21 protein-coding genes are annotated in these 24,690 nt (G+C 54.9%); 9 read left to right on the forward strand and 12 right to left on the reverse strand.

Features of this window, described 5'->3' with window-relative positions; all coding sequences use genetic code 11:
• Window positions 1-454: 454 nt before the first annotated feature.
• The 3 genes from FRY97_RS05620 to FRY97_RS05630 all read left to right on the forward strand — a co-directional run bounded on the left by FRY97_RS05620 (window position 455) and on the right by FRY97_RS05630 (window position 3,038).
• Window positions 455-1,525, forward strand: a complete 1,071-nt coding sequence (locus FRY97_RS05620; RefSeq protein WP_147166459.1) for a glycosyltransferase family 4 protein — start codon at window positions 455-457, stop codon at window positions 1,523-1,525.
• 150 nt (window positions 1,526-1,675) lie between these two features.
• Window positions 1,676-2,038: a fluoride efflux transporter CrcB gene (gene crcB, locus FRY97_RS05625; RefSeq protein ID WP_147166460.1), complete on the forward strand. Its 363-nt coding sequence runs from the start codon at window positions 1,676-1,678 to the stop codon at window positions 2,036-2,038.
• Window positions 2,039-2,093: 55 nt separating this feature from the next.
• Window positions 2,094-3,038, forward strand: a complete 945-nt coding sequence (locus FRY97_RS05630) for a tryptophan 2,3-dioxygenase family protein (protein ID WP_147166461.1) — start codon at window positions 2,094-2,096, stop codon at window positions 3,036-3,038.
• 7 nt (window positions 3,039-3,045) lie between these two features.
• Here the strand turns inward: FRY97_RS05630 and FRY97_RS05635 are convergent, their stop codons facing one another.
• Together FRY97_RS05635 and FRY97_RS05640 are read right to left on the reverse strand one after the other, a co-directional pair.
• Complete coding sequence (locus tag FRY97_RS05635; RefSeq protein WP_147166462.1) at window positions 3,046-4,545, reverse strand: O-antigen ligase family protein; 1,500 nt, start codon at window positions 4,543-4,545, stop codon at window positions 3,046-3,048.
• Window positions 4,546-4,548: 3 nt separating this feature from the next.
• Entirely contained in the window at window positions 4,549-5,652 is a 1,104-nt protein-coding gene (locus tag FRY97_RS05640) for a GumC domain-containing protein (protein WP_170254516.1), read from the reverse strand.
• A gap of 554 nt (window positions 5,653-6,206) precedes the next feature.
• Between FRY97_RS05640 and FRY97_RS05645 the strand changes: the two genes are divergently transcribed.
• The 3 genes from FRY97_RS05645 to FRY97_RS05655 all read left to right on the forward strand — a co-directional run bounded on the left by FRY97_RS05645 (window position 6,207) and on the right by FRY97_RS05655 (window position 9,093).
• Window positions 6,207-6,737 carry a hypothetical protein gene (locus FRY97_RS05645; RefSeq protein WP_147166464.1) on the forward strand — a complete coding sequence of 177 codons (531 nt, stop codon included), beginning with the start codon at window positions 6,207-6,209 and terminating at the stop codon, window positions 6,735-6,737.
• Between the two features lie 523 nt (window positions 6,738-7,260).
• Window positions 7,261-8,388 (forward strand): hypothetical protein, encoded by a 1,128-nt coding sequence (locus tag FRY97_RS05650; RefSeq protein WP_170254517.1) that lies wholly within the window; start codon window positions 7,261-7,263, stop codon window positions 8,386-8,388.
• A 207-nt stretch (window positions 8,389-8,595) separates the two neighbouring features.
• On the forward strand, window positions 8,596-9,093 hold the full coding sequence (locus FRY97_RS05655; RefSeq protein ID WP_147166465.1) for an NADAR family protein: 498 nt from the start codon (window positions 8,596-8,598) through the stop codon (window positions 9,091-9,093).
• A 165-nt stretch (window positions 9,094-9,258) separates the two neighbouring features.
• Here the strand turns inward: FRY97_RS05655 and FRY97_RS05660 are convergent, their stop codons facing one another.
• From FRY97_RS05660 to FRY97_RS05675, 4 genes are all read right to left on the reverse strand, one after another.
• Window positions 9,259-10,200, reverse strand: coding sequence for an FkbM family methyltransferase (locus FRY97_RS05660; RefSeq protein WP_147166466.1), 942 nt, complete (start codon window positions 10,198-10,200; stop codon window positions 9,259-9,261).
• A 49-nt stretch (window positions 10,201-10,249) separates the two neighbouring features.
• The gene (locus tag FRY97_RS05665) at window positions 10,250-11,698 is read right to left on the reverse strand and encodes an oligosaccharide flippase family protein (protein WP_147166467.1); all 1,449 of its coding nucleotides are present in this window, start codon (window positions 11,696-11,698) and stop codon (window positions 10,250-10,252) included.
• Window positions 11,699-11,837: 139 nt separating this feature from the next.
• The gene (locus tag FRY97_RS05670; protein ID WP_147166468.1) at window positions 11,838-13,076 is read right to left on the reverse strand and encodes an ABC transporter permease; all 1,239 of its coding nucleotides are present in this window, start codon (window positions 13,074-13,076) and stop codon (window positions 11,838-11,840) included.
• A 217-nt stretch (window positions 13,077-13,293) separates the two neighbouring features.
• Window positions 13,294-14,112 (reverse strand): inositol monophosphatase family protein, encoded by an 819-nt coding sequence (locus tag FRY97_RS05675; protein ID WP_147166469.1) that lies wholly within the window; start codon window positions 14,110-14,112, stop codon window positions 13,294-13,296.
• Between the two features lie 842 nt (window positions 14,113-14,954).
• On the opposite strand from FRY97_RS05675, the gene FRY97_RS05680 reads away from it, so the two are divergent.
• Window positions 14,955-16,334 (forward strand): serine hydrolase, encoded by a 1,380-nt coding sequence (locus FRY97_RS05680; RefSeq protein WP_170254518.1) that lies wholly within the window; start codon window positions 14,955-14,957, stop codon window positions 16,332-16,334.
• 51 nt (window positions 16,335-16,385) lie between these two features.
• Here FRY97_RS05680 and FRY97_RS05685 read toward each other — a convergent pair whose 3' ends face one another.
• The 6 genes from FRY97_RS05685 to FRY97_RS05710 all read right to left on the reverse strand — a co-directional run bounded on the left by FRY97_RS05685 (window position 16,386) and on the right by FRY97_RS05710 (window position 22,802).
• Window positions 16,386-16,883 (reverse strand): dihydrofolate reductase, encoded by a 498-nt coding sequence (locus FRY97_RS05685; RefSeq protein WP_147166471.1) that lies wholly within the window; start codon window positions 16,881-16,883, stop codon window positions 16,386-16,388.
• Between the two features lie 3 nt (window positions 16,884-16,886).
• Window positions 16,887-18,755: a penicillin-binding protein 2 gene (gene mrdA, locus FRY97_RS05690; protein WP_147166472.1), complete on the reverse strand. Its 1,869-nt coding sequence runs from the start codon at window positions 18,753-18,755 to the stop codon at window positions 16,887-16,889.
• Window positions 18,756-18,795: 40 nt separating this feature from the next.
• Entirely contained in the window at window positions 18,796-19,317 is a 522-nt protein-coding gene (locus FRY97_RS05695) for a hypothetical protein (RefSeq protein ID WP_147166473.1), read from the reverse strand.
• Window positions 19,310-20,137 (reverse strand): rod shape-determining protein MreC, encoded by an 828-nt coding sequence (gene mreC, locus FRY97_RS05700; protein WP_147166474.1) that lies wholly within the window; start codon window positions 20,135-20,137, stop codon window positions 19,310-19,312. The genes FRY97_RS05695 and mreC overlap by 8 nt, the downstream gene beginning before the upstream one ends.
• A gap of 45 nt (window positions 20,138-20,182) precedes the next feature.
• Window positions 20,183-21,214, reverse strand: a complete 1,032-nt coding sequence (locus FRY97_RS05705) for a rod shape-determining protein (protein WP_147166475.1) — start codon at window positions 21,212-21,214, stop codon at window positions 20,183-20,185.
• Window positions 21,215-21,530: 316 nt separating this feature from the next.
• Window positions 21,531-22,802: a M16 family metallopeptidase gene (locus FRY97_RS05710; RefSeq protein ID WP_147166476.1), complete on the reverse strand. Its 1,272-nt coding sequence runs from the start codon at window positions 22,800-22,802 to the stop codon at window positions 21,531-21,533.
• Window positions 22,803-23,073: 271 nt separating this feature from the next.
• Between FRY97_RS05710 and dnaN the strand changes: the two genes are divergently transcribed.
• Together dnaN and FRY97_RS05720 are read left to right on the forward strand one after the other, a co-directional pair.
• Window positions 23,074-24,189: a DNA polymerase III subunit beta gene (dnaN, locus tag FRY97_RS05715; protein ID WP_147166477.1), complete on the forward strand. Its 1,116-nt coding sequence runs from the start codon at window positions 23,074-23,076 to the stop codon at window positions 24,187-24,189.
• 17 nt (window positions 24,190-24,206) lie between these two features.
• Window positions 24,207-24,686, forward strand: a complete 480-nt coding sequence (locus FRY97_RS05720; protein ID WP_147166478.1) for a hypothetical protein — start codon at window positions 24,207-24,209, stop codon at window positions 24,684-24,686.
• The last annotated feature ends 4 nt before the right edge of the window (window positions 24,687-24,690 follow it).

The following is a 24,690-nucleotide window of genomic DNA, read 5'->3' on the forward strand; positions in this document are numbered from 1 at the left end:
TGATATAACGTATTTTTTAGTTAAATGGCTGTATTTTACGTTGAGAGATGAGAAGGGCTTGCTTTTTGGTGCATAGCGGGCCAGAGAAAAATAGATTTTTTTGCCTGTTCCAGCTCCTATGCCAGGGGGCTTGTATTTGTATCTATAAAATTTGTATCTTTGAAGTGTCCTACGATAAAGGAGCAAACTCTTCTGAGCAACCTACAAAAATCTGTGTTTTCCAAGTGCTGCCTTCAACGGTAGCCCTGTCAACTTGCAAGCGTTCCACCCCGGTACGCTGAACACAGCTCCTTACTACAACACACAATAGTCTAAGCGAGAAACAAGCGTTACTGTACACATTGAAAATCCTGTAGGGCTCTGCTATGCCTTTGGCGCAATGCCTTTTTTGGGCATTCCCGAGCCATCAGCCGTCCCTGTCCCCTAGTGAATTGTCCCATTAACCCGTGAACACATGTTTATTTTAGTCCTTTGTTTCTTAACCGCTTTTGCCCTGTCTTATCTGGCCATCCCCCACATCATCAAGGTGGCCCGCGACCGCAACCTGTGCGAAGAGCCGGGAGAGCGGAGCTCACATACCGTCAGTACGCCTGCACTGGGCGGCATTGGTATTTTTTGCGGCACGGTTTTCGCGGTTGTGATGTGGACGCCCTTCCAGTTCTTTTCCAATCTGCAGTACATCCTCTGTGCACTGATCATTGTTTTCTTGGTGGGGCTAAAGGATGATCTCATGCCGCTGCAACCGGTCAACAAAATACTGGGGCAGGTCATGGCTGCTGCGATCATCGTATTCCCGGGAGGGATTTCCCTTCAGAGCTTTTATGGCATATTCGGGCTGGCGGAAGCGCTGCCGGTCCCTGTTTTCGCTGGCATCAGCCTTTTTGTGATCTTGGTTTTTATCAACGCTTTCAACCTTATTGATGGGATCAATGGGCTGGCGGGCAGCACAGGCGCGCTCGTTGCCGGTGTTCTGGGCTGTTGGTTCCTTTGGGCAGGCCGGGTGGAGCTGGCCGTACTGTCTTTCGGGCTGGTTGGCGCTGTCCTAGCTTTTTTGCGCTACAATTATACACCGGCCAAGACATTTATGGGCGATTCTGGCTCTATGCTCATCGGTACGGTCTGTGCAGTCTTAGCGATCGAGTTCATCACAGTCAATGACAGCCTCTCAGCGTCAAGCCCATATTATATGCACAGCGGGCCCGTGGTGGCCATTGGGGTTATGATATTGCCGCTATTTGATACCCTGCGTGTTTTCCTGACACGCTTGTTCCGCCGGCAGTCCCCCTTCCTGGCGGACCGCCGCCACATCCATCATTTAATGATAGACTTGGGGCTCAGCCACATGCAAGCTACCGCGGTCCTGACCGCTGTGAATGTTTTATTTGTGACCCTCGTCATTGCGCTAGACGCCGTACTGGAGCTGCACGTGCTCCTAGCCCTCATTTTAGGCCTGGCTTCTGCCCTTACCTTCTGGCTGCACCGCTCAGTTGTACGGCGCAGGCAGTTGAGGGGGTGGGCTGCTTAATACGTTGGTGCATGAATAGAGGCCGGCGCAAAACTTGAGGGGTACTGCCGGTCAAGATTTCCCCTTATCTTAGGCGCCTTTCAAGGGAATAGCCTGGTGGGCTACTGTTTGCGTGCAGGCGGAGCGCCCGGGCTTGAAAATATCAGTTGGATGGCTTATGTACTGGTCTTTTTAGGCGGAGGGCTGGGCAGCCTTGCCCGTTATGGTGTCGCCCGCCTCATTGCCCCTATACAGGGGCACTTCCCCTATGCTACACTCACGGCCAACCTCATCAGCTGCCTGGTGTTGGGCTTTATGCTGCAGCAAAGCCTTCGAGGGCAGGTCAGCGACGCGTGGAAGTGGCTGCTCATGACAGGGTTCTGTGGTGGGTTTAGTACGTTCTCTACTTTCTCTGGAGAAACATTGTCGCTGTTGCAGCATGGGCATTACGGTACGGCCCTCATGAATATGGGCGGGAGCCTTCTGCTTGGATTGATTTGTATATATTTGGGGATGCGCTTGGGCGCAGGCTAAACCCATCTGCCTGTAGCTTGGAAGACAGGCCCGAAACCAAATTGATGCCAAAATTATGGAGCTCTCCCCTGAAATTCTAGAACGGCTCAAAAAGCTGGAGGAAAAATATGCAGTCATGGGGCAGGACATGGTGTCCTACCTCGATGGGCTGCTGTATGCCGATTACCTCACCTATTGGGAATACATCCACTTAGATACCCTGCTCAGCCTGCAAAATCCGGAAACACCTTTTCCCGATGAGCAGATATTCATCATCTACCATCAGATTACAGAGCTGTACTTCAAGCTCTGCTTGCTGGCCATGGATCAGATCAATGGGGAGGAGCCCTGCTCTCCCGAACGGTACAAACGGCAGTTCGAACGCCTCAACAGCTACTTTGATAACTTGGTCCATTCTTTTGACATCATGGTAGACGGCATGGACCGGGAAGAGTTCCTGAAGTTCAGGATGAGCCTGCTGCCGGCCAGCGGTTTCCAGTCTGCACAGTACCGGATGATAGAAATCCGGTCTACGGATTTGTACAACCTCGTACATGCGGGGAAGCGCGGAGCGGTTGCTCCCGATAGCACAGTGGAGGAAAAGTACCAATACTTGTATTGGAAATCAGGCGCAACGGAGCTGGCAACGGGGAAAAAGACGCTGACACTGCGGCAGTTCGAAGAAAAATACGCCACTCCTTTCAAGCGGCTTGCCCGGGAAATGCGCACAGCCAACCTATGGCAACAGTACCTGCGCCTTCCGCAAGATGCTCAGCGGGATGAGGAGCTGATTCATCTAATGAAGCGGTTCGACTTCAGCGTTGGCGTCCGATGGCCCCTTTCCCACTTGCGCTCCGCCGTGCGTTACCTCGATGCCAAGCCGGCTGTCATCAAGGCTACCGGGGGCACCAATTGGCAGGATTATTTGCCCCCCCGCAAGCAGCAGGTCATCCTTTTCCCGGAATTATGGACGGTAGAAGAGCTCGACAATTGGGGCCGGAGCATGAAGTTCGGGCGGTAAACGTTAGTTAAGGCTTTTCCCGCGGAAGCGGGCCAGCAGCTGAACCCTGCCGTAGGCTGTGCTTACGGTCTAATACGACTAGCATGGCCAGCGACATAAAGAAAAAAGGGCCGACCTTGTCCGTCTCCAACAGATCATTGATGAGCTGCATCACCAAAATGATAATGATACATAGGGCTGCCATCATGGCGATATGCCTATCGTGCCGGTCTGCTGCATCGTGATAAATCGCCTCGCCCCGCAGCAGGGCGTAAAAGCAGAGCGCCAGGAAAATCAGCAGCCCGGGTATCCCCTGCTCTACCAAGAGCATCAGGTAGTAGTTGTGAATCCCTGATTTTTCAGGGTTGTCGCTCACATAAGTGGTAAAACTGGTGACTGTATAGGACTTGTAAAAGAAGTAGAAATTGCCAGGCCCAAAGCCCAAGATCGGCTCTGCCGCAGTCATGTTGAAGCCGGCTACCCATCGGTAGAGCCGTTCCATGGTAGAGATGTCTTCCAGCTCATAGGTCGCCTGTATCAGGTTGTTGAAATCCTTGTGAGAAACCGTGGTCTCGTAGTTGGGGGCCAGGTCGAGGTAGCGGTTGTTTTGTACTACATAGCCCAGCCCAACGGCGGCCCCGATCACCGCTGTGATAAGGACATGCCGGGTCAGTTTGAGCCGGATGATATAATAAGCGCCAACTGCAGCCATAGCGGCTACATAGGCTGCTCGGGTGTAAGAGAGCTGTATGGCAACGAGCAGGACCGGTAGGGCCAGGGTGGCCGCCCACCGCCCGGCACTCCCTTTAGGGTACCATTGCCTGACAAACCAAACAAAAGGCAGGAACAGCACGGCGATGGCCGCGTAGGCTACGTGGTTCCGGTAAAAGGGCGAAAGCACCCAGTGTATTTCTGAAAAGGCAAACCCCCTCAGCCCGTGCCTGACGGTCACTATGGCAATAGTCAACACCAGCGGCAGCAGCACCGCCCAATGGAAGCGCCTGATATCGGCTGGGCTGCGGAGCATACGGCTCGCCAGGAAGAAAAAGGTAGCCAGGTACCAAATTTTGCTCAGCAGGAACTTGAAAGAGACGACAACCTGATGGGAAAGGATAGCCGTGATGGCAATCCACCCTAAGTGCAGCAGGATGAGCAGCGTGATGGGGTGGCGGAGGAAGCCGCCGTCGAGCGTTTTCCCCTGCTGCAGTGCAAATAAGAAACCGACGAACATAAGCCCTACCATGAGGGGCTCCGTTGGCAAGTCGAGCCCAAGGCCGCTCGGCAGCTGCAGCTCGGTAGAAATAGGGATACAGAACAACAGTAAGGTGAAAACAGCCTTCAAGTCAACTATGGCCAGGTAGCCGATCAGCAGTACCGCAGGTACGCCCGCCAGGAAATACCATTCGCCCGCAATGCCCGCAAAGAGGGCGGTGAGCATAAGCCCGGCATAGGCTGCAAAGAATTGTTGCTCTTGTGATAATGCAGCCCACCTCCCTGTCCGCTTGGCTATGGATTTCCCTTTCCCCATCAATCAGGCGCCTTTGTAAACCGCCTTCCAATCTACATCGCGGTAGTTATCGAGCACAAGCACGCCTATTATGCTGAAAAGGAATGCGATGGCTACCGCACCAATCACAATCAGGCTCCGTTTGGGGCGGGACTTGATCAGGGGCACTTCTGCGGGCTCTACGACGACAATAGCGGGGATATCGGATTCGTAAACAGACAAGGTCTGTTTGAGGCGCTCCTTGTCTTCGCTGAGGGAAGCGTTGGCCTCCAGGTACTGCCGGTCGTAGGTGCCTACCATAGCCATGCCATCGTTGAAGCGTTCCATCCGGGTGTTGAGGGTGTTGAACTCTTCTTCCAGCCCTCGCACCTGCGCTTGCATTAGAAGGATGGTATCTCGGGGAATGCCATTGGCCTCCTGCAAGGCTTGGAGGCTGGCCCGCTTGCGCACCAGCTTGGCTTCTGTTTCGGACAGTTGTGTGGTCAGCGCTTCAGATTGCCCTTCAATATTGAAAATGCTGTACCGCCGCCGCATAGCGATCAGGCTGTCGCCCAAAACCTCGAGCTGGCTCTCTTTGTTCCGGATATTGCTTTCGTAAGAAGTGATGGTCCGCTGCTGCCCATCACGGATCAACTGCCTCGCCATCGTGGCGATTTTGTTCCGGGCAGCATTGGCCATAGCAGAGGCCAGCTCCCGGTCTTTGTCCTCAATGCTCAGCTCTATGGCATCCCGCTTGGTCTTTTCCACCTCGTAAAGGCTCAGGAATTTATCCCGCACTTTGAATGCGGCCTTGGGCTTGTCGGGGTTGATATCATAATGCTCATAAAGGCGGAAGCTGTCTATCATGAACTTGAGCAGCTCCCCCGACTGGGCCAGGGTAAGGATGCGGTCGATATCGTTTTCGTTGCCATAATATTCCGTAAGGGTTTGCCCATCACCGTAAAGGGCTTCGGGCTTCGCCTGATCTGGGCTGATGGCCAGGAACACCGTGATGCCCTTGTAGTAATTGGGCAGGAGCAGGCTGATGCCTACTGCGCCAATGGCTGCAATGCCACAGACGGTCAGTATTTGCCGCTTCCAGCGGAAGAGGGTCTGAAGTACGCCCAGCAGGTTATCGTTCTCTTTCATGAATGGTCTTTCTGTTATGTCAATTGGGGCTGGGTTTGGCTTTTGGCCCCAAAGGCGGGGCAAAAGTAGTGCTTTCCGCCCAAACCTGATAAGCAGGGCCGCGGAAAGGCTGCCCCGGCTGACGGCTTCTGTTTGCCATTGGCATAGAGGGGGCTGCTGTAGGAAAAGGTTGGGTAGGGCGGTGCTAAAGGTAAACGCCATAGAAATAGCCGGAGTGCTGCCGTGCGCCGGCCAGAATGCCGCACGCGTTTTGGCCTCGTTGGCTACAGGGGGGGCGGACTAGCGCTGCGGAGGGGTGCAAGCCCGATAGGGCCGAGCGGGCAGCGAGCCCCGCAGCATAGCGGCACCCTGCCGTCAGGCAGGGGCAGGCCCCAAAAACGGCAACTTGGTTAGCGCTTATGGAACCGCTGTAGCTTGGCTAGTGCTTATTTCTGTGTTGATATTGCCCTTTTGCCATCTTTTTGTTGGCTGATGTGCAGTTGGCTGGAATAAAAAATAGGTGCTTCTTGTTGAGTCCGCCGGAAAAAGCCTACTTTGGAGGCTCAATTATGATTATGCGAGAGCCCATGTCCTACCTTCTGCTGCTGCTCATTGCTGTGCAATGGGTGGGTGGTCATTGGGTGGTACAGCAGCTGCATATCATTGAAATAGAGTGGGCTATGAATGCACAGGAAGCCCGGCTCTCACACTTCATCGAGGAATGCAAGGGCGAACCCCTGAAGTTGAGCATCATCGATGAAGCTTCTTTCCAGGCTGCGGCCCTGGGGTACAGCAGTCAGCTGCTGCTCTCGGAAGTGGTGGAGGGGGATACCCTCTATTATATCGTCGGGCAGCAGGCGCTCCAGAAAGTGGAAGTCGCAGGCCATACCCCCTCTGACGCTAAGGGCGAACCGGCGCCCAAGCTCCTGCTGAACGACCTGTGCGCCAAGTGCACCGTGGCGCAGATGGAGCTACCCCAAATCGCAGAGGCCACCGCGCTGCTGAAGCAAATACCGGCTTATGTGCCCCTGATAGGCTGTAGCCTAACCTCCTCCATCGGGCAGCCCCCAGATTTCCTTACCCCTTCTTTTCTTCTTCCTGCATAACTGCGAGGTGAAGCCCTGTCTTCAATGCTGTCTGCACTCCATACTGCTCTGCCGAATGGCAGCCATTAGGTGGCCCCTTCGGCAAAACCGCCTGTATGGCCGTCCTCAGCAGCAAGATGCCGTTTTCAAAGCTTGTTCAATCTCCCTTGGCTGTTCATGGCCACTTGAGCCTAGGATGGCTATACCGGACCTCGTGTGCCGGAGCTCCCAACTGACAGGCATTTTTGGCTGAGCCCGTTAGCTTTTTGCAGTTGGTTTTAGAGCACGGCTGGAGTTGTTTGTTTTGAAGATCAATACTTTATGAGCATGTCTTTCTTGCTGCATTTTCATTTAGCACGTTAAGCTTGAATGTAGTGGCTTTGCCAGAGGCCTGCCGGCACAGTAGGTGGGGGTAAGCTCTTGATTTTCATGACAAAACCGCTCTAGATAAGCGCTTAGGAAACGGGCTTTTGCCCCTTTGCAAAGGGCCTTTGCTGTGCGGCAGCTTGCGCTGCTATTTTTTCAACCTACAACACCCAACACCATGTATACCCAATACCTGTTTACTTTATTCTTTTTAGCCGTCATCACATTTACGTCTAGTACCCTCAATGGGCAGGGCTGTGTCGCCATCCGTCAATATGCCGCCTGTGGCGGCAGCAATCCCGCCACTGCCCTCCTCAGCCCCGGGCAGTGGCAAGGGAATATGAACTACCGCTACTTCAAGTCTTTCCGGCATTTCAGGGGCACGCACGAGGAGCCCGATCGTGTTGCGAATGGGACCGAGGTCATCAACCACGCCCATGCCTGGGACTTCAGCCTCAATTATGGGCTGACCAACCGGTTGTACGTCACGGCCACCTTGCCTTTTGTGCAAAACGTGCGCTCCTCCTTGTACGAGCACGGGCGCGAAGAGCGTAATACGACCTTCTCCCGAGGGCTTGCCGATGTCCGGGTTGGAGTGGGTTTTTGGCTGATGTCGCCGGAGCGCAGCCCTAAAGGCAACCTGGCGCTTGGGCTGGGCATCAAATTGCCGACCGGCAATTACCAGGCGACAGATATCTTCTATAATGTGGGGCCAAATGGCGGGCCGCAAGTCCGCCCGGTAGATCAGTCGATTCAACCCGGCGATGGCGGTTTTGGCGCTACCCTAGAGCTACAGTTTTTCCAAGAGGTATCGCCCGCGCTTTCTGTGTACGGCAGTGCATTTTATCTGGCCAACCCTAGAGCGTCCAATGGGGTGCGGACTTTCCGCGAGACCCTTAGCCCGGTGCTTGCGAATGAAGCCGTGATGTCTGTCCCTGACCAATACGCCCTGCGGGCAGGTTTATCTTGGGCGCCATCTTTGCCTGCGCTCAGTTTCTCGCTCGGCGGACGTTACGAGGCTATCCCGGTCCGCGACTTGATCGGCGGCAGTGGAGGTTTCCGGCGCCCAGGTGCTGTAGCTTCTGTAGAGCCTGGGGTAGGCGTTTCCCTTGGGAAGCTCACGTTCAGCTTGTCGGCCCCGATTGCGCTCTGGCGCAACCGCCCACAGAGCTTGACCGACCGGGCCACAGAACTGGCCACTGGGCAGCCCCGAAATGGCGATGCGGCTTTTGCAGACTACCTGGTCAACTTTGGCTGCACCTTCCTCATTGGCTCAGCAGCGGTACCTGCTATGGATGGGCATTGATGGCTTAGAAAAGCATTTCCTACAATTGGCAGCAGCCTTCTGCGGGCTGCTTGGCCGACTATATCGCAATATCGTTCAGCCAGTACGTTACACAGTACTGGCTTTTTTTATCGGCAGCGGAACTTGCCTGCTGCCGATAGGGGTTTAGGCTTGCAGAGTATCACATTGTTCAACTCCGCAGCTAGCCTGCGCTAAAACTATGCCCTGATGATTACTACCTTCAAAGGCCAGTACGCTTGGCTGTCAAATTTTAAGCGCTGCGAAGTCTTCTTCCGGGGAGCAGCCTATACGAGCTCGGAGCACGCGTACATGAGCGCCAAATCCGAATGCCCCGATTGGAAAGCATTCTGCCAAGATGGCGGCAATTCGCCGGGCCGTGTCAAGGCGATGAGCCGGCGCATAGCGGTGCGGCCAGATTGGAACGAAGTCAAGGTCGGAGTCATGCGCGAGGTGCTGCGCGATAAATTTTCCCGCGAGCCTTTCCGCAGCTACCTGCTCGATACCGGAAATTGCCATTTGGAGGAGGGCAACAGATGGGGCGATCAGTTCTGGGGCGTTGACCTGAAGACCGGCGAGGGGCAGAACCATTTGGGGCGGCTGCTCATGGAAGTGCGCGATGAGCTATATCTGGCTGGGCAGCCCCGCCTGCTTGTCCCTATCCTGAGGTGGCTGCGGGCAGCACAGCGGCGGTACTTTCCTTACTAGGCTTGCCGCAATGGGATGGGGCATTGCGATGTTGAGGCAGCCCCTGCCTTTTGCACCTCTCTTTTTTTGCGGCCTAGCTTTGAGCAAGTTCCTAAAAAGGAGCCTGCGTGTAGCTGAGAACAGCTCATTTTATCCACTGTGCTGGCTGGCCCGGCGCATATAGGTCTATTGATGTTGCTGTGGGTGCAGGAACAGCAGGTTGTCAGAGTCTTCCCCCTGCTGCACGAGCCAGGCATCTGGGTCGGGGCAGGGGAGGGGGCGCCCCGATGCGGATAGGGTGTGCAAAGTGTAGCCGAGCCCCGATAAGATAGAGAGCGCTTGGCGGTGGGCAGTATTGCCCCGTTCTTGGCTCAGGTATTCCATGACGATTGCTGGGCGGTGGGCAGACAGCCATGCTCTGCCGCCGGCAATGACTTTGTCTTCGGCCCCTTCTACGTCGATCTTGATCATCCGTGGCGAGCGCTGCATGCCCTTCAGCGCCTCGGGCAAGGGCAAGGCTGCAATGGTATGCGCGGTAGGTGGGTGCTTGTCTAGCCAAGGCTCCCCTTCAAACTGGGAAATATCCATGGTGCTGTATTCAGAGTACAGCGCACCGAACTCGTAGAAGGTAAGCGGGGCCGACTGATCTGAGACAGCTGCATGCACGGCCTTGGCCTGAGCATAAGGGGCGAGGTTGTGTGCAAGGATATGGAAATTGGGGCGGGAAGCTTCAAAAGCCAGTACTTCCCCTTGTTCACCGGTTAAGGTGCAGCCCAGCAGTGCAAAGTACCCGTAATGCGCCCCGATGTCAACGAAGGCATCCCCAGGCTGCAGGGTATGTATCATATAGCGGGCCAGCCGGATTTCAGATTGGTGGGATTTGCCGCCGAGCAGGTAGAGGTCTGTGCCAGCAGGCAGCGCCACCTGCATTTGCGCACCGAAAAAGGTAGGGGCGCTACAAAGCAGCGGTTTGGGGCGGAACCGGTACAGTGCTTCCCGGTAGCCAATGGCAAAGGCATAGCGTGCGGGCAGGGCCAATGCCCGCTCCCATTTGCTGCCTGCGGCCAATCGTTCCACTTTGTCCAGCGCATTGAGTAAGGCTTCCCGCATTTTCTTGGTCTTGGTCATCAATTGAGGCGCACAAAATACAAATTCTTGCAGCGGCACGGGGCGTGCATCAGGCTTTATTGGGCCTTAGCCACCTTTTCCAGCCAGGGTTGCTGCCTACGGCCAGCGCCAGCCCGCCCAGCCCGCCCAGGCTTACCAGCCCGGCAAATCGGTAGCCCCAAAAAACATCAGCCCAGCCCACAGATTGCCGCCCAGTGATCAGCAGCAGGGCGAACCAGGCAAGGGGTAGGGCAAATGAAGCCCGCCCCAAGCGCAGCCCCAGCAGTTTTGCCGCAAGGTAGACCTCCGCGGAAAGCACAAAGAACTGCGTGGCTAAAGTCGCCAGGGCAGCCCCTTCCCCCTTCAGCGAAGGGATGAGGGCAAAATTGAGGCCCAAGTTCAGGGCAAGGCTTACCGCAAAAACCCCGTTCAGGGCCTTCATGCTGTTGTTGGCCACTAGAAGCGTGCCGAAAATGTAGGTGCCCGCCACCGCCACAAAGCTGCCGATCAGATAGCGGAGGATGCGCCCGGAATAAGCCGACCCGCTCTCGTACAGGGCTTCCATGATCTCGGTAGGGTAGAACAAGACACCCGCAAACAGGCTGAGCGCCCCAGTGAAGATGAGCTGAAAACCCAGCTGTGCCAGCCCGCTCACCGGCTCGCCCGCCTTCAGCATCCTCGAAAAAATGGGCAGCAGCAGGGAGGCAAACAAATAGCCGATCATATTGCTGGCTTCGTACAAGCGGTAGGCAGAAGCGTAGATGCCCGCTTCCACTGCCCCGTTCGGCAGCAGCCGCTCCAGCATGACCCCGTCCAGCCGGTAGTAAGCAGACATCAGGAATATGCTCAATGCAAAGGGCGCGCTGTCGCGCAGCAGCATCCATAAAAAAGGCCAGTGCAGCCTCAACCTGACAACCGGCAGATGCCGCCTGAGTATGGCCATCGCAAGCAGTACGGTGCTCCCTAGCGCAGCCGTCTGTGCCCAGATAAACCACTCGATGCGGAATGGGCCGGGCAGCAGCCCCCCCCAGAGCAGCGCCCCGCAGATGATGATGAGCAGCAAGCGGTCGGTAATAGACAGCAGGCTGTCCAGCCGGTAGCGCCCAAGGCCCGAAATATTGGACCTTAAGAACAACAACAGCCCGGTGAGCACTTGATTGGCGCCAATGAGCAGCACCATCCCAAAGTAGGCTTGTGTATAGCCAGCCCATAAACCAAAGATCAGCAACAGCGCCAGATAGGCTACAGACAACAGCCCCTTCAATACCAAGATGTTGGGGAAATACTTGCCCAGCAGGTGCCGGTGCTGCGCTATGTTCCGGTTGTTGTAGTACTGTATGCCAAAATCGTTGATGATCTGGAAGAGGAAGGTGAAGTTGAAAAGGGTGAAGTAGAGCCCGTAGTCCCCTTCCGGCACGGTGTTCTGCACTGTCCGGTCAATGCCGAATAGGTAAAACGGCTTGATCAGGAGGTTGGCCGTCAGCAGGAACAGGATATTGAGCAGGAATTCTCGCTTCATCCGGCTAATTGACGGAAAAAATACTAGATGGGCAACTTTCCGTATTTGTAAAAATACAGCCCTGCTATCCTCCTGCCTGCTTTTGCCCGCTCTTGGCTATCCCGGCCATTGCCCTTTGAGCCCCTGAGCGGCAGGCCGTCTACTCATAGCGCAACGACTCGATGGGGTCTAGCTGAGAAGCCTTCACTGCAGGGTACAACCCAGAGACCAAGCCCACCAGTGTACACGTCACAATGGCAATAGTCACCCATACCCACGGAAAGAGGAAACTGCCCCCAGAGATGACCGCCACAATATTGCCCGCCATGACCCCAAGCGCAATGCCGACTATCCCGCCGATCAGGCTTATGGCTACGGCCTCCGTCAGGAATTGTGTGCGTATCGTGCTGCTCTTCGCCCCCAAAGCCTTGGTAATGCCGATCTCTCGGGTGCGCTCCGTTACCGAAACCAGCATGATGTTCATCAGCCCAATCGCTGCCCCTACCAGGGTGATGAGCCCAATGCCCACCGCGGCCCATCGGAAGTAGGTCGTGTTCTCCCGGATCAGCCCAATCAGGCTGTTGCTCTTCGTTATTTCAAAATCATTGGCCTGTTTGGCCTGCAGCCCGCGCACATTCCGGAAGAGCCCCGTCGCAAAATCAGCCCCGATGTCAATCTGGGTGGCATCGTCCACCGCTACGATCAGGTTGTAATTCGTGCGGGCGCTGCCATAGTAGCGCTTGGCCAGCTGCAAGGGGATGATCACTTGCCGGTCTGCATTATCGCCCATGCCAGAGCCCTTAGACTTCAAGACGCCAACAACCTTCAGCTTGATATTGCCCGCGCCTATAAACTGCCCGAGCGCCTTATCTTCCCGTCCATTGAAGAGCTCATCCACAATCTCTTTCCCTACTACCGCTATAGCACCGCCCCGTACAGCTTCGAGGCTGGTGAAATTGCGCCCGGCCAAAAGCTCGTACCCCCGGCTCTCCAGGTAGTTCTCATCCGCCCCGTACAGCGGGATATTCGGGTTCGTCTTCTCGCTGCCCCGCTTGATGGTCGCAATCCCACTGCAGCGCAGGGATATCGAGGTGCGCGCAGGGAAATCGTACCGCGCCTTAAATTCCATCGCCTGATCATAAGTGATCGGCTCGCCCCGCTTCTCGCGCCTCCCGCCCTGATTGCCGCGCACCCCTTCCCCCTTGGGCTCAATATTGAAGGTGTTGGCCCCCAGGGAGGACAGATTGCTGCTCAGGGAGTTGATGCCTACATCGATAGCCGTCAGTATGCCCACCAGGGCCATAATCCCGAAGGCAATAATCATCAGCGTTAAGATAGCCCGCAGCCAGTTGGAGCGCACCGTGCGCAGGGCCAAAATGATCGTCTCTCGTAAACTCATTGCAAAAGGGCTTTTCCCGGATGCCCGCTGTGGGCGCCCGGCTCAGCCAAAAGTAAGGAATACTGGCCGCCCCCCGGCATACAATCGATAAACGCCTGTTTTGTCTATACTGAAGGTAGATAGGGCGCCCCCCCGGCAATGCAATGCCTTGTGGCCGGGGGCGTTACGTTCCGCCCTTCGGAACCTTCCTCAGCCCTGCGGGCCAAGGGGCTCCACATCACTTGCGCAGCCCCGCAGTGCCCCCTGCCCGGAAAGCCCGTTGTATTACGGAAAGGAAATCTGCCGCAATGGCGGTGTTAGAAGCTACCATTTCCCGGCCAAACAGATACCCGCTGCCACCGCTGAAATCCGTTACCACCCCGCCGGCTTCCTGCACCAGCACCACCCCGCCGGCCACATCATACGGCTGCAGGCTGTACTCGAAAAAGCCATCGAAGCGGCCGCAGGCCGTGTACGCCAAGTCTACTGCCGCTGAGCCTAGCCGGCGTATGCCACGGGTATGCTCCATAAAGTGCCGCAGCACCTCTAGGTAAGCTTCCGTATGCGCATAGTCGTAGTAGGGGAAGCCCGTTGCGATGAGGCTCTGCGCCAGGCCCGGGCGTTGGCTGCAGTGTATCTGTTTGCCGTTGCAATAGGCGCCCCCACCTGCCCAAGCGTAGAAGCTTTCCTCCCGGTTCACTTCGTGCACTACGCCCAGCACCAGCTCGCCCCCAGCCTTCAGGGCCAGGCTGACGGAAAATACCGGCAGCTCGTACAGGAAGTTCGTCGTCCCGTCCAGAGGATCGATGATCCACTGCAGGTCACTGTCCTCGTTTTCTACACTATCCTCCTCTGTAAAAAAAGTACAGCCGGGGGCCAGCTTCGCCAGTTGGCCTACCAGGCGGGCCTCGGCTTCCTTATCTACATAGCTGACCAAGCTGTTCAGCGACTTCTCCTCGATTTGTGCCTGCTGCACTTGCCCCAGCTCCTGCCTCAGGAAGCGGCCAGTATCGGCTGCTATCCGTGCAGCCTGTAAGGCGGTCTTCTCCCAATTCATATCAATTTATTGATTTAGAAATGTGGTGCAAACATTCAAAAAGTTCTTTGAAAAAATCACAAATTAACACTACAGTCGCTCTTTCTGAGGCGTGAACTCAAATGCCGCAGGCGTTTATGCTTTTGGGGCTCTAGTGGTCTGTCAAGGCTAAAACTAGGGGTTGCCTGCGGCGACTTTTGAGGCTACTCTTCGTTGGATAACCCCTTACGTAGCGCTGCTATGCGCGGGAACATCCGCCTTGATTAGCCTCAAAATTCGCTCCCACTCAACCCATAAATTAACACTTGACAGACCACTAGTGCCTCAAGCCATAAATCCTTGCCACCCCAAGTTTCGTTCTTTTCCGCCTACTCTTCGTTAAAGAACCGCTCCTTTAGCTCGGGCTAAAGTCGCGAACCTTCGCCTTGATTAGCCGGGAAATAACTTCAACTTAAGTATCAGAGATTTATGACTTAAGGCACTAGCCTGGCATTGGCCTAGCGCTGCGCAGGGGTGGCAAGCCCGCAGGGCCGAGCGGATAGCGAGCCCCGGAGCATAGCGGCACCTGCCATCGGGCAGGGGCAGGCCCCATCCTACGAAGCAGGCTGGGCCGTACATCTTGTCCTGCCTACCTTATCTCAGCCAACAGCTCAGGTGCTATAGTAAGCTGGGCCATAGGGCATACTCTTGTTGCAAAGTGTACATCAGCACCACCTGCTGCCGCTGTGATACCGTAGGCCTCGCAATACCAAGGGCTAGCCTATTGAAGGCTGCATCACAGCTTTTCCATATCCTAGAATTGTTTACCTTAGGAGGCGGGGTGCAAGAAGTGCATGCCCAAAAAAAGACAAACCCGCTTAGTTATGCCTCACTTACGGAACGGGCTCGTGCTCGCCTTTCTTCTATTTCTATCCCTTATCCTTGGCTGTTCTAAAGAAAGCAGCCCGGGGCCTGCCCCGGTCAATAGCCCGCCGGCGATCGAAGCACCTGCTGCCGTCACCGCCATTGCCGACTCCACCTTCGCCCTGCGGCTCACGATCGAAGACCCGGATGGGGATGAGCTCACCGTTAGCTTTGAAGGCCTGCCCGGCTGGCTGGCTTACGACGAGCATGAGCAGGCTTTGACCGGCACGCCAAGCCGTTCTGATCAGGGAGCAAGCTCCTTTGCTGTCATTGTGGATGATGGGCTGGAGCAGGCCCGCCGGGAGCTCACCCTCACGGTCTTGGTGTACTATAGCCTAGAGGAAAAAATCAATGCAGAGCTGAGCACAAAGTTCCAGTTTGCCACTACAGGCATGCTAGGCGTTTCTGCCGCTGTGCTCACCCCGGAAGGGCAGCTCATTGCTGCCACCCGTGGCGCCCACAGTGCATGGTCGGGAGAACCCCTGCTCCCTGGGCATCAGTACCGGGTAGCGAGCGTCAGCAAAGCTTTTACCGCTGCTTTGGTGCTCAAACTTGCGGAGGAGGGTTATTTTGAACTGGACGACCGGCTGTTTGAGTATATCGAAATCCCGGGGCTGGACAATGGCATCGCCATCACTATCCGGCACCTGCTCACCCATACCTCTGGTTTGGCAGACCACCTCAATGACGGCGGCTTTTATACTGGCAGCAACTGGCAAACCCGCATCTGGGAACATGAGGACATTTACAGCTACGCGGTAGCTCAGGGCTCTTACTTCTGGCCCGGCAGCAGCTACCGGTATTCCAATACCGGTTTCTATATCCTTGGCGCCCTGCTTGAGGAAGCCACAGGGATGGGGCTCGCTGAAGCTTTTGGCCAATGGCTGCTCCAACCTCTGGGGCTGGAGCATACCTTCTTAGACGATTACAGCACCTACAGCCAGAAAATTGACAGCCTCGCAGAAAATAGCCGTTCATACGACTACCACCTGACCAGCGTTGGGGCGGCAGGTGCCATCGTCTCCACCCCTACTGATGTAGCCCGCTTCGGGCAAGCGGTATACGGGGGCACCTACCTGAGCGAAAGCAGCAAGGCTGCCATGGCCACCGACTATGGTTTTGCGGTGGGGGGCGACCATTACGGTTTAGGCACTCGCCTTTGGGATGACAATGGCGTGGTACATTTGGGGCATACCGGTGCGTTGATGGACTACCGCAGCATCTTGATGTACATTCCGGAGGCTAATGCTAGTATTGCGTTATCGACAAATGATCCGCATACCAACTGGTACGACTTGGTCAACGGGCTGCTAGTCGTCGTAGCCAACCACTATCGGTAATCTACCCCCCGCCAGCCTTGGCCAACATAGGAGCGCAGATAGAAAGGGCGGCTATCCTCTGCGCTCAAAAACCTTGAAGGTGTAAGGGTGAGGGTTTTTATCATCTGGCTGGTGCGGCTCACTGCTGACCTCTTCCCAATCTTCCCGGGGGAGCTCTGGGAAGAAAGCCTCGCCACCCTCTACTGCCACATCTACTGCTGTAAGGTAGACCCGGCTAACGAAAGGCAGCCCCTGCTGGTAAATGGTACCACCACCAATGATGAAGGCTTCCGTTTCCCCATTGGCCTCAGCCAGCTTCAAGCCTTCCTCTATGCTATTGACTACCAGGCAATTCGATGCAATAAAGAAGGGATTTCTGGTAACAATGACATTAGTGCGCCGGGGTAAAGGGCGGCCAATCGACTCAAAGGTCTTGCGCCCCATAATGACATGGTGATTGAGGGTTTTGCGCTTAAAATACTTGAGGTCAGCGGGCAAGTGCCAAGGGATATCATCTTCTTTGCCGATGACGCCACCGTGCCCAACTGCGACAATTGCAGAAATCAGCATAGCTTAAGGTTCTGTTTTGGGCATCAAGTCTGCATCCAGCATCCGTTTTTCCAGCCAAAGGCGGCCGGTGCTGATGCTATCCCGGATATATTTTTCAATCATCAGGCTGGCGATGGGCGCAGCGTAAGTCCCCCCGAAGCCCGAGTTCTCAACATAGGCGACGATCGCAATTTTAGGGTTTTTCTTCGGGGCAAATGCAAAGAACACAGAGTGGTCTTCACCGAAGTTGTTCTCTGCTGTGCCCGTTTTGCCACAAACAGGGATGCCCGGGATATAAGCAGAGCGGGCCGTACCCGAAACAGTCACCCGCTCCATGCCCTCGATAATGGGCTCAAAATGGGCACTATCGATGCCTACATTATTGCGGACGACATACTTATCAGGCAGCGCCATGGAGCCACTGCGGAAGCCCTTGACCAAATGGGGCGTGATATAGTAGCCCCGGTTGGCAATGATGGCAGCCAGGTTGGCCATCTGAAGGTTCGTCATTTCGATTTCCCCTTGCCCTATGCCAACGGAGCGGATCCAGATAGAATTCCAGCGCTGCCCTTCTTGCTGAGCATTGAACTTGTCCGTATAGTATTTCGATGTCGGGTAAAAGCCAGCGGCCTCGCGCGGCAGGTCAATCCCCAAGGCTTTGCCGAGCCCAAACTTATCTAGGTAGCTGTTAAAAACATCCAAGCCTTTTTCCGGGTTCCGGAAAGTGCCCGGCCCATCCACAATTTCGCGGAAAGCGGTAACGAAGTAAGCATTGCAGGAGTGCTCTATGGCGGTTTCCACATCAAAACAGGTAGGGTGCCCATGACAGCCGGTAAGCCTCATGCCATTGAAGTAGTAGGCCCCTTGGCAGGGGATGGTCCGGTCGGGGTCCAGCTCCCCGGTCTGCATCCCGACTAAAGCCACTATGGTCTTAAAAATGGAGCCCGGTGGGTACTTCCCTTGCAGGGCGCGGTTGAAAAGCGGCTGTGCAGGGTCTATAGAAAGGTGGCCATAAGCATTGCCCTTGCCCCTCCCGATGGCTAGCAGGTTGGGGTCATAGCCGGGGCTGCTGACCATGGCCAACACTTCCCCAGAAGCGGGCTCAATCGCAACAATCGCACCGATCTTGTTTTGCATAAGGGCTTCGCCGTATTGCTGCAGCTCCAGATCTATAGTGGTAATAAGGTCTTGCCCGGAAATCGCCGGCTCGTCCAGCCCGCCATTTTTGTAGGGGCCTACCTCCCGCCCCAGGTTGTCTTTCAGGACCAGCTTCACGCCTTTTTCCCCTTTGAGCAGGGGCTCATAAGCCAGTTCCAGCCCGCTTTTGCCGATGTAATCGCGGGGGGCATACAGCCCTTCGTACTTCTTCAGGTCATTTTGGTCTACCTCCCGTATATAGCCCAGCGCATGAGAAGCATTGTGGTGGGGGTAGCCCCGGGCGTGGCGCAGGCGGGCTTCAAAGCCCGGGAATTGATACAGCCGCTCTTCCAAAGCTGCAAACTGCTCGGCAGAAAGATTGGTGAGGAAAGGGAACGGGACCGATTTGGAGAAGCGCGGGTCTCTCCAGTTTTTATTGAGGGTCTTTTCAAAATACTCCCGATCGATGCCCAGCAGATTGCAAAAAGCCGTAGTGTCCATCTCTGGATCTAGCTGATTGAAAGTAGCCATTAGGTCGTACATGGGCACATTGTACACCAGGAGCTTGCCATTTCGGTCATAGATAATGCCCCGGGAAGGGTAAACGATCTGCTCATCTATGGCTGTTGCATCAGGGCTTGAGCTGTAGGTGGGGTCTAGTACCTGCAGCTGCATGGCCCGAAGGATGAGCATCACGCTCCCGATGATGAACACCAGGCGTATCGTATACTGTCGTTGGCTGTTGGTATCAGACACAATCCGTTTTTTAAATTTGGGAGGGAGCTAATTTACAGCTTTAATCCTGGGGATTAAAGATATAGGTAGCCATAATCAGCAGGGCCATAGATAAGAGGAAGCTGAAAGCGGCCTTGAGCAGGATATCCAGGATAAAGACCGGTGAAAAGGCGTCTACACTGTAATAAGCTAAAAGGTGGAGCCCCATCATGACGGCTGCATAGCGTACAAACCAGGCCATGCCCATGCGCTTGGCGGTGGGGCTGTAATTGACGTTGTAGCCTTCCCGTGGCTCCAGGATATTGAGGATATAGGCGCGGGCATAGCCCATAAAGGTAGTAGCCGCTGTATGTATGCCAAGGGTGCCATAGAAAAGGTCGACTCCCAAGCCCAGTGCGAAAGACAAGAGCAGCACGGCTACCCTGGGCGTTCGCAAAGGCAGTAAAAGGATAAAAAGAGGGTAAAGGATAACGTGCACGTAGAACCAGCCATCCCAGCCGTCAGAAATGCGTTTTAGGAAAAGCCCCTGCAACAGCAGCAGGACTACAAACCGGATGATATTGACAACAATCGGGTTACTCATTGGCCACTTCGTCTAGCTGTTCGTGCTCTTCCCGCATCTGGTTTTCCACAATGTAAACGTAGCGCAGGCGGCTCAGGTCATTCACCAGCTCTACCTTAACTTGGTAGAAGTTTTCTCCGGCCGGAAGGGCAATCTCCGCAACTTTCCCCACCATGATCCCTTCCGGGAACAGGTTGGAGTAGCCGCTTGTCACTACCGTATCGCCCTCTAGCAGCGCAGCGTGCTTAGGGATGGCCTCAAGCGTCAGGTAACGAGGGCTTTTGCCATTCCAGGTCAGGGTGCCAAAGTAACCGCTGCTGGCAATCTCAGCCTTGATCCGGGACTCCCGGTGCAGGATAGACATGACCAGGCTGAAGTGATCGGAGACAGCCAGCACCACGCCAGCTATGCCTTCGGTAGCAATCACACCCATGCCCGGCTCCACGCCATGAAGCCGGCCTTTGTCCAACCGGAAAGTATTGGAAAGTGAAGTCACTTCATTACTGACCACGTTAGCCCCTATGAAGGTGTAGAGCGGCTCCGATGCTTCGCTGAAAGCAGTATCCCGCTTGATAGCATTGCGGTAGCGGGCGTTGTCCAACTGCTCCATCAGCGCTATATTGGCCCCTTGCAGGCGAATGACTTCCTCCCGGAGGCCAACATAATCCCCAATGCGGTCTACGGTAGCTTCGGTAGAAGCCGCTGCCAGCCCAAGAGAATTCCCCCAAATGGCCCGCTGCCGGTGGTTGAACTGCACAGCCATAAACAGCGCAATCCCTTCCAAAGCCAAGAACAGCAGGAAGTTGCCATAAGTCGCAAAAAGCTGTAACAGGCCTCTCATGGCCACGCAGGTTTAATCGTTTGCAATCGTATGCAACTGTTGTAGCTACACACTCTTCCGGTCGATGAGGAAGGAGAACCGGTCTGTATTCTTGAGCGCAATGCCAGTGCCGTGCACAACAGCACGCAGGGGGTCTTCGGCAATATGGACTTTGAGCTTGGTCTTTTGTGCCACCCTTTTGTCCAAACCGCGCAGCATAGCGCCACCCCCAGTGAGGTAAATACCGGTACGATAGATGTCAGAGGCCAGCTCCGGCGGCGTCGTCTCTAAGGCCTTGAGTATGGCATCTTCAATTTTTGAGATGGATTTGTCCAAAGAATGGGCAATCTCGCTGTAGGAAATTTTGATCTGCTTAGGGATACCGGTCATGAGATCGCGCCCGTTGACGGCATAATCCTCCGGTGGGGTCTCGAGCTCATGTAGGGCAGAGCCCACATGGATTTTGATCTGTTCTGCCGTACGCTCGCCGATCAGGATGTTGTGCTGCCGCTTCATGTAGCTCATGATATCGCTGGTGAACTCGTCCCCTGCAATTCGGATAGACTGGTCGCAAACAATACCGGAAAGCGCGATAACAGCGATTTCAGTGGTGCCCCCCCCAATATCGATGATCATGTTGCCGACGGGCTCTTCCACGTCAAGGCCTATACCCAGGGCAGCGGCCATAGGCTCGTGGATGAGGTAAGTCTCTTTGGAGTCGACGTGGTCGGCAGAATCAAAAACTGCTCTTTTCTCCACTTCCGTAATGCCAGAAGGGATGCAGATCACCATTTTCATATGAGTAAAGAACCGGCGGCGGCGGCCGATCATATTGATCATGCCTTCAATCATGCTTTCGGCGGCCTGAAAGTCTGCGATCACCCCATCTTTCAGAGGGCGGACCGTTTTGATTTCTTCATGCGTTTTCTCGTGCATCTGCATGGCCTTGTTACCGACCGCTATCGTTTCGCCTGTACGGCGGTTGATCGCAACAATTGAAGGCTCATCCACGACGATCTTGCCGTCCTGAATGATGAGGGTATTGGCAGTGCCAAGGTCGATAGCAAGTTCTTGGGTAAAAAAGCTGAAGAGTTTCATTAAGCCTATATCCTGATTTGATTGGCGTCTAGCCGTTCCTTTTCAATTTGTTCTAGCGTGCGTGCGCACCCTGTTTTTGCGTAAGCTCCAATAACGCAGCTGACGCCCTGCTATTGCAAGAGTGCGCCATATTTCCGCGTTGAAAATAGCATTTTTCCACCGTTAAACAGAAAAATATTGAGGCTGCAATAGGTTTTTGCGCCATTGCAACAGCAACTTGGCCAGCCGGAGCGCCCTCCTTGTGCCAATATGGCACAAAGCAACACATTTTTTAGTGGAAAAGGAAGCCCTGCAGCGCTTTCCGGCAGCGAAGGGGTCAGGCCCCTACCACGACTTCCCACATATCTTCCTTCCGGAAATACTTCCTGGCCAGTTGCCGCAGGCTTTCTGGCTGTACAGCCTTCACCGCCTGCACCAATTGCCCGAACTTGCTCAGGGGCTGCCCTTCCAGTACGAAGGTGCGCACCACTTCCGAGATATTGAAGGGCCCGTCCACCATAGTCAGGAAGTTGCCTAGCAGATAATTGCGCACCATCTGCAGCTCTTCCTCCGGGATGAGCTCTTCTTGCAAGCGCTCCATCTCTAGGTAGATCTGCTCCAGCGTATCCGGCACATAAGCTTGGCTCACCTCGGTGCCCACATAAAAGCAGCCCCCGTAGCGCATGGTGTCCAGCATACTGTAAATATTGTACGTGTAGCCCTTTTCTTCCCGTATGTTCTCCATGAGGCGGGAGCCAAAGTACCCGCCCAGCACGGTATTCAGCACGTAAAAGCTTTCATAGTCTTCGTGCCCCTTGCCAAACAGCTTGCGCCCTATCCGCAGGGCCGATTGGCTGGCCTCGCCCTGCTGAAAATATACCCGTTCAGGGCGGGTCTCTACAGCTGCTACATCGGGCACTGCTGCTTCGCCGGGCGGGACTGCACGGCTCAGTGCCTCATCGATGGCCGCTAAGGCGCTATCCGCAACTTTGCCGCTGATAAAAACCGCAGCATTCCCAGCGCGGAACAGCCTTTCGTGGTGGGCCAGGAGGTCTTGCCGCTGCAATGCTCCGTAGGCTGCAGCAGTACTGTTGTAGCCGTAGGGGTGGCGTTCGCCAAAAAACAGCTCGGTAATTTGGCGATAAGCCACGGTATCGTTTTTGGACAGGTCTACCGCAAGGCGCTGCTGATTGCGGCGGATGAAAGCCTGCAGCTCCTCTTCCGGGTAACGGGGGCAGGAAAGCACATCCTCCAGCACCGGCAGCAAAGCCCCGAGGTGCTTGTTCAGGCTGTACAAGACAACGTTTGCGGTGTCCATCTGAAAGGGCAAGCTCAGGCTGCCCCCATAGAAGTCCAATATTTCGGCTACGTCAGCCCCACTGTAGCGTGCCCCGCCTTCCCGCAGCAGGCTGGTAGCTGCCCGTGCAACGAGGGGCTTGCGCTCGAAAGGCCGGCCCGCATGGAAAGCTACCTCCAGCTTGATCACTTCCTGTGTGCCTTTGCTCGTTACGTAGGCCGGCATGCCATTGGACAACCGCAGGCAGCGGGGCTCAGGGAGGGCCAGGGTGGCGATGTCATGAATCTGAGGGGGGCGGGTACGGTCTGGCATATCTCATCGTCTGTTTGGGGCAGGGCTATGAGCCAAAGCCCATTTGATGCCCTTATCAACAACCTGTGGAATACTATTGATGTTAAAATGCCCGAAATATCCTATTTTTGCTGATATTTCGGCGAGTTTTCATATCGAGCGCTTGTTCGTAAGTTTTTGCGCCCGGGCTGCACAGCCCAAAGGTGAAACTACAAACAACACGCTGACAACCGGGAGTTCCGCTGCCCGTGAAACCACCCCTTTTTCATCCGTCAAATTTAGCTGACAGACTATGAAATTTAGCGTTTCTTCCTCAGAGCTTCTCAAACGCCTCCAAATCGTAGGGGGCGCTATTGGTTCCAACCCGGTACTGCCTATTTTGGAAGACTTCCTCTTTACGATTTCCAACAATCGCCTGCGCATCGCCGCAACGGACCTGGAAACTTCCATCACTACTGAGATAGAGGTCATGTCTGATACAGACGGCGTGGTGGCAGTGCCCGCCAAAATCCTGCTCGAAACCCTGAAAGCCCTGCCGCAGCAGCCGATCACTTTTACGGTCAATGAAGAAAATTTCGGCATCGAAATTACTTCTGCGTATGGCAAGTACAAACTGGCCGGAGAAGATGGGCAGGACTTTCCTAATATACCGCAGCCCGATACCGTGGATACGCTGAAAATCAACGGTGCGGCACTGACGCATGGCATCACCAAAACTATTTTTGCGGCCAGCAATGACGAGCTGCGCCCCGCAATGACCGGAGTCTACTTCCAAGTCGATTTCAACAAGCTCGTGCTTGTAGCAACAGATGCCCACAAACTGGTGAAATACACCTTCAATGAGGTCGGCAGTGAAGTCTCTACTTCTTTTATCGTGCCCAAGAAAGCGCTCAACCTGCTTAAAGGCTCCCTGCCAGAAAAAGATGAGGTGACCGTCTCCTTCAATGCAGCCAACGCTTTCTTTTCTTTTGGGGACACAGAGCTCGTCTGCCGCCTTATCGACGCCCGCTACCCGGATTACAACGCGGTCATCCCTGTCGATAACCCGAATACCCTGACGCTGGCCCGCTCTGATTTCCAAAACTCCCTCAAGCGGATTGCCATCTATGCCAACAAAACGACCAATCAGGTCATCCTGAATATCAACGACGGCAGCCTAACCATCTCTGCACAAGACCTGGACTTCTCCAATGAGGCCACCGAGCAGCTGGCCTGCACCTATGAAGGGGACCCCCTCACTATTGGCTTCAACGCCAAGTTCTTGGTCGAAATGCTCAATGTGCTGGAGTCTGATGAAGTCAAAATAGAATTGTCTACGCCGACCCGGGCAGGCATCCTCCTGCCTGCAGAGGAAATGGAAGGGGAAGAGATACTGATGCTGGTCATGCCAGTAATGTTGAGCAATTAAATGCCAAGTCCCAGGTTATGAGGCTCCCGCTAAAAATAGGCGCATGGCTTTTACTCTGCCTGCTTTTCCAGGCCTGTTCGGCAAAAGAAGAAGGCAGCGGCAGTACGCCGCCTTCCTCTCCCGAAGAGGTGCTCAAAGCTTATCAGGCCTTGGTCGATCAGAATAAGTTTGAGCAGGCCAAACGCCTGAGCACGGCTGCTAACCAAGATTGGCTCACTGAGCTTGCCAGCATCCTCGAAGGGGAACAGCCCGATAGCACGCTGTTCCAAACTGAATTCCTTGCTATACATTGCGAAGGCCTTGGGGATACCTTGCGCTGCAACTGTGTGCTGGAGGATCAGTACGAAAAGTATACTTCCGACTATTACCTCGTGAAAGCCAACGGGCAATGGCTGGTGGATGCGCCTAAAGATGACGTTCAGATAGAAGGCGATATACTGGAAAACCTGCCCGACACACTGCTGCAAGAGCTTATGGAAGAAGCTCCCGGGCAGTAATCTA

It is taken from the genome of Phaeodactylibacter luteus (assembly GCF_007993045.1).
In the GTDB taxonomy this organism is placed as follows: domain Bacteria; phylum Bacteroidota; class Bacteroidia; order Chitinophagales; family Saprospiraceae; genus Phaeodactylibacter; species Phaeodactylibacter luteus.

Coding starts and splice junctions, on each gene's coding strand:
- FRY97_RS05620 (WP_147166459.1), top strand. CDS start 455: ATGTTTATTTTAGTCCTTTGTTTCTTAACCGCTTTTGCCCTGTCTTAT.
- crcB (WP_147166460.1), top strand. CDS start 1,676: ATGGCTTATGTACTGGTCTTTTTAGGCGGAGGGCTGGGCAGCCTTGCC.
- FRY97_RS05630 (WP_147166461.1), top strand. CDS start 2,094: ATGGAGCTCTCCCCTGAAATTCTAGAACGGCTCAAAAAGCTGGAGGAA.
- FRY97_RS05635 (WP_147166462.1), bottom strand. CDS start 4,545: ATGGGGAAAGGGAAATCCATAGCCAAGCGGACAGGGAGGTGGGCTGCA.
- FRY97_RS05640 (WP_170254516.1), bottom strand. CDS start 5,652: ATGAAAGAGAACGATAACCTGCTGGGCGTACTTCAGACCCTCTTCCGC.
- FRY97_RS05645 (WP_147166464.1), top strand. CDS start 6,207: ATGCGAGAGCCCATGTCCTACCTTCTGCTGCTGCTCATTGCTGTGCAA.
- FRY97_RS05650 (WP_170254517.1), top strand. CDS start 7,261: ATGTATACCCAATACCTGTTTACTTTATTCTTTTTAGCCGTCATCACA.
- FRY97_RS05655 (WP_147166465.1), top strand. CDS start 8,596: ATGATTACTACCTTCAAAGGCCAGTACGCTTGGCTGTCAAATTTTAAG.
- FRY97_RS05660 (WP_147166466.1), bottom strand. CDS start 10,200: ATGACCAAGACCAAGAAAATGCGGGAAGCCTTACTCAATGCGCTGGAC.
- FRY97_RS05665 (WP_147166467.1), bottom strand. CDS start 11,698: ATGAAGCGAGAATTCCTGCTCAATATCCTGTTCCTGCTGACGGCCAAC.
- FRY97_RS05670 (WP_147166468.1), bottom strand. CDS start 13,076: ATGAGTTTACGAGAGACGATCATTTTGGCCCTGCGCACGGTGCGCTCC.
- FRY97_RS05675 (WP_147166469.1), bottom strand. CDS start 14,112: ATGAATTGGGAGAAGACCGCCTTACAGGCTGCACGGATAGCAGCCGAT.
- FRY97_RS05680 (WP_170254518.1), top strand. CDS start 14,955: ATGCCTCACTTACGGAACGGGCTCGTGCTCGCCTTTCTTCTATTTCTA.
- FRY97_RS05685 (WP_147166471.1), bottom strand. CDS start 16,883: ATGCTGATTTCTGCAATTGTCGCAGTTGGGCACGGTGGCGTCATCGGC.
- FRY97_RS05695 (WP_147166473.1), bottom strand. CDS start 19,317: ATGAGTAACCCGATTGTTGTCAATATCATCCGGTTTGTAGTCCTGCTG.
- mreC (WP_147166474.1), bottom strand. CDS start 20,137: ATGAGAGGCCTGTTACAGCTTTTTGCGACTTATGGCAACTTCCTGCTG.
- FRY97_RS05705 (WP_147166475.1), bottom strand. CDS start 21,214: ATGAAACTCTTCAGCTTTTTTACCCAAGAACTTGCTATCGACCTTGGC.
- FRY97_RS05710 (WP_147166476.1), bottom strand. CDS start 22,802: ATGCCAGACCGTACCCGCCCCCCTCAGATTCATGACATCGCCACCCTG.
- dnaN (WP_147166477.1), top strand. CDS start 23,074: ATGAAATTTAGCGTTTCTTCCTCAGAGCTTCTCAAACGCCTCCAAATC.
- FRY97_RS05720 (WP_147166478.1), top strand. CDS start 24,207: ATGAGGCTCCCGCTAAAAATAGGCGCATGGCTTTTACTCTGCCTGCTT.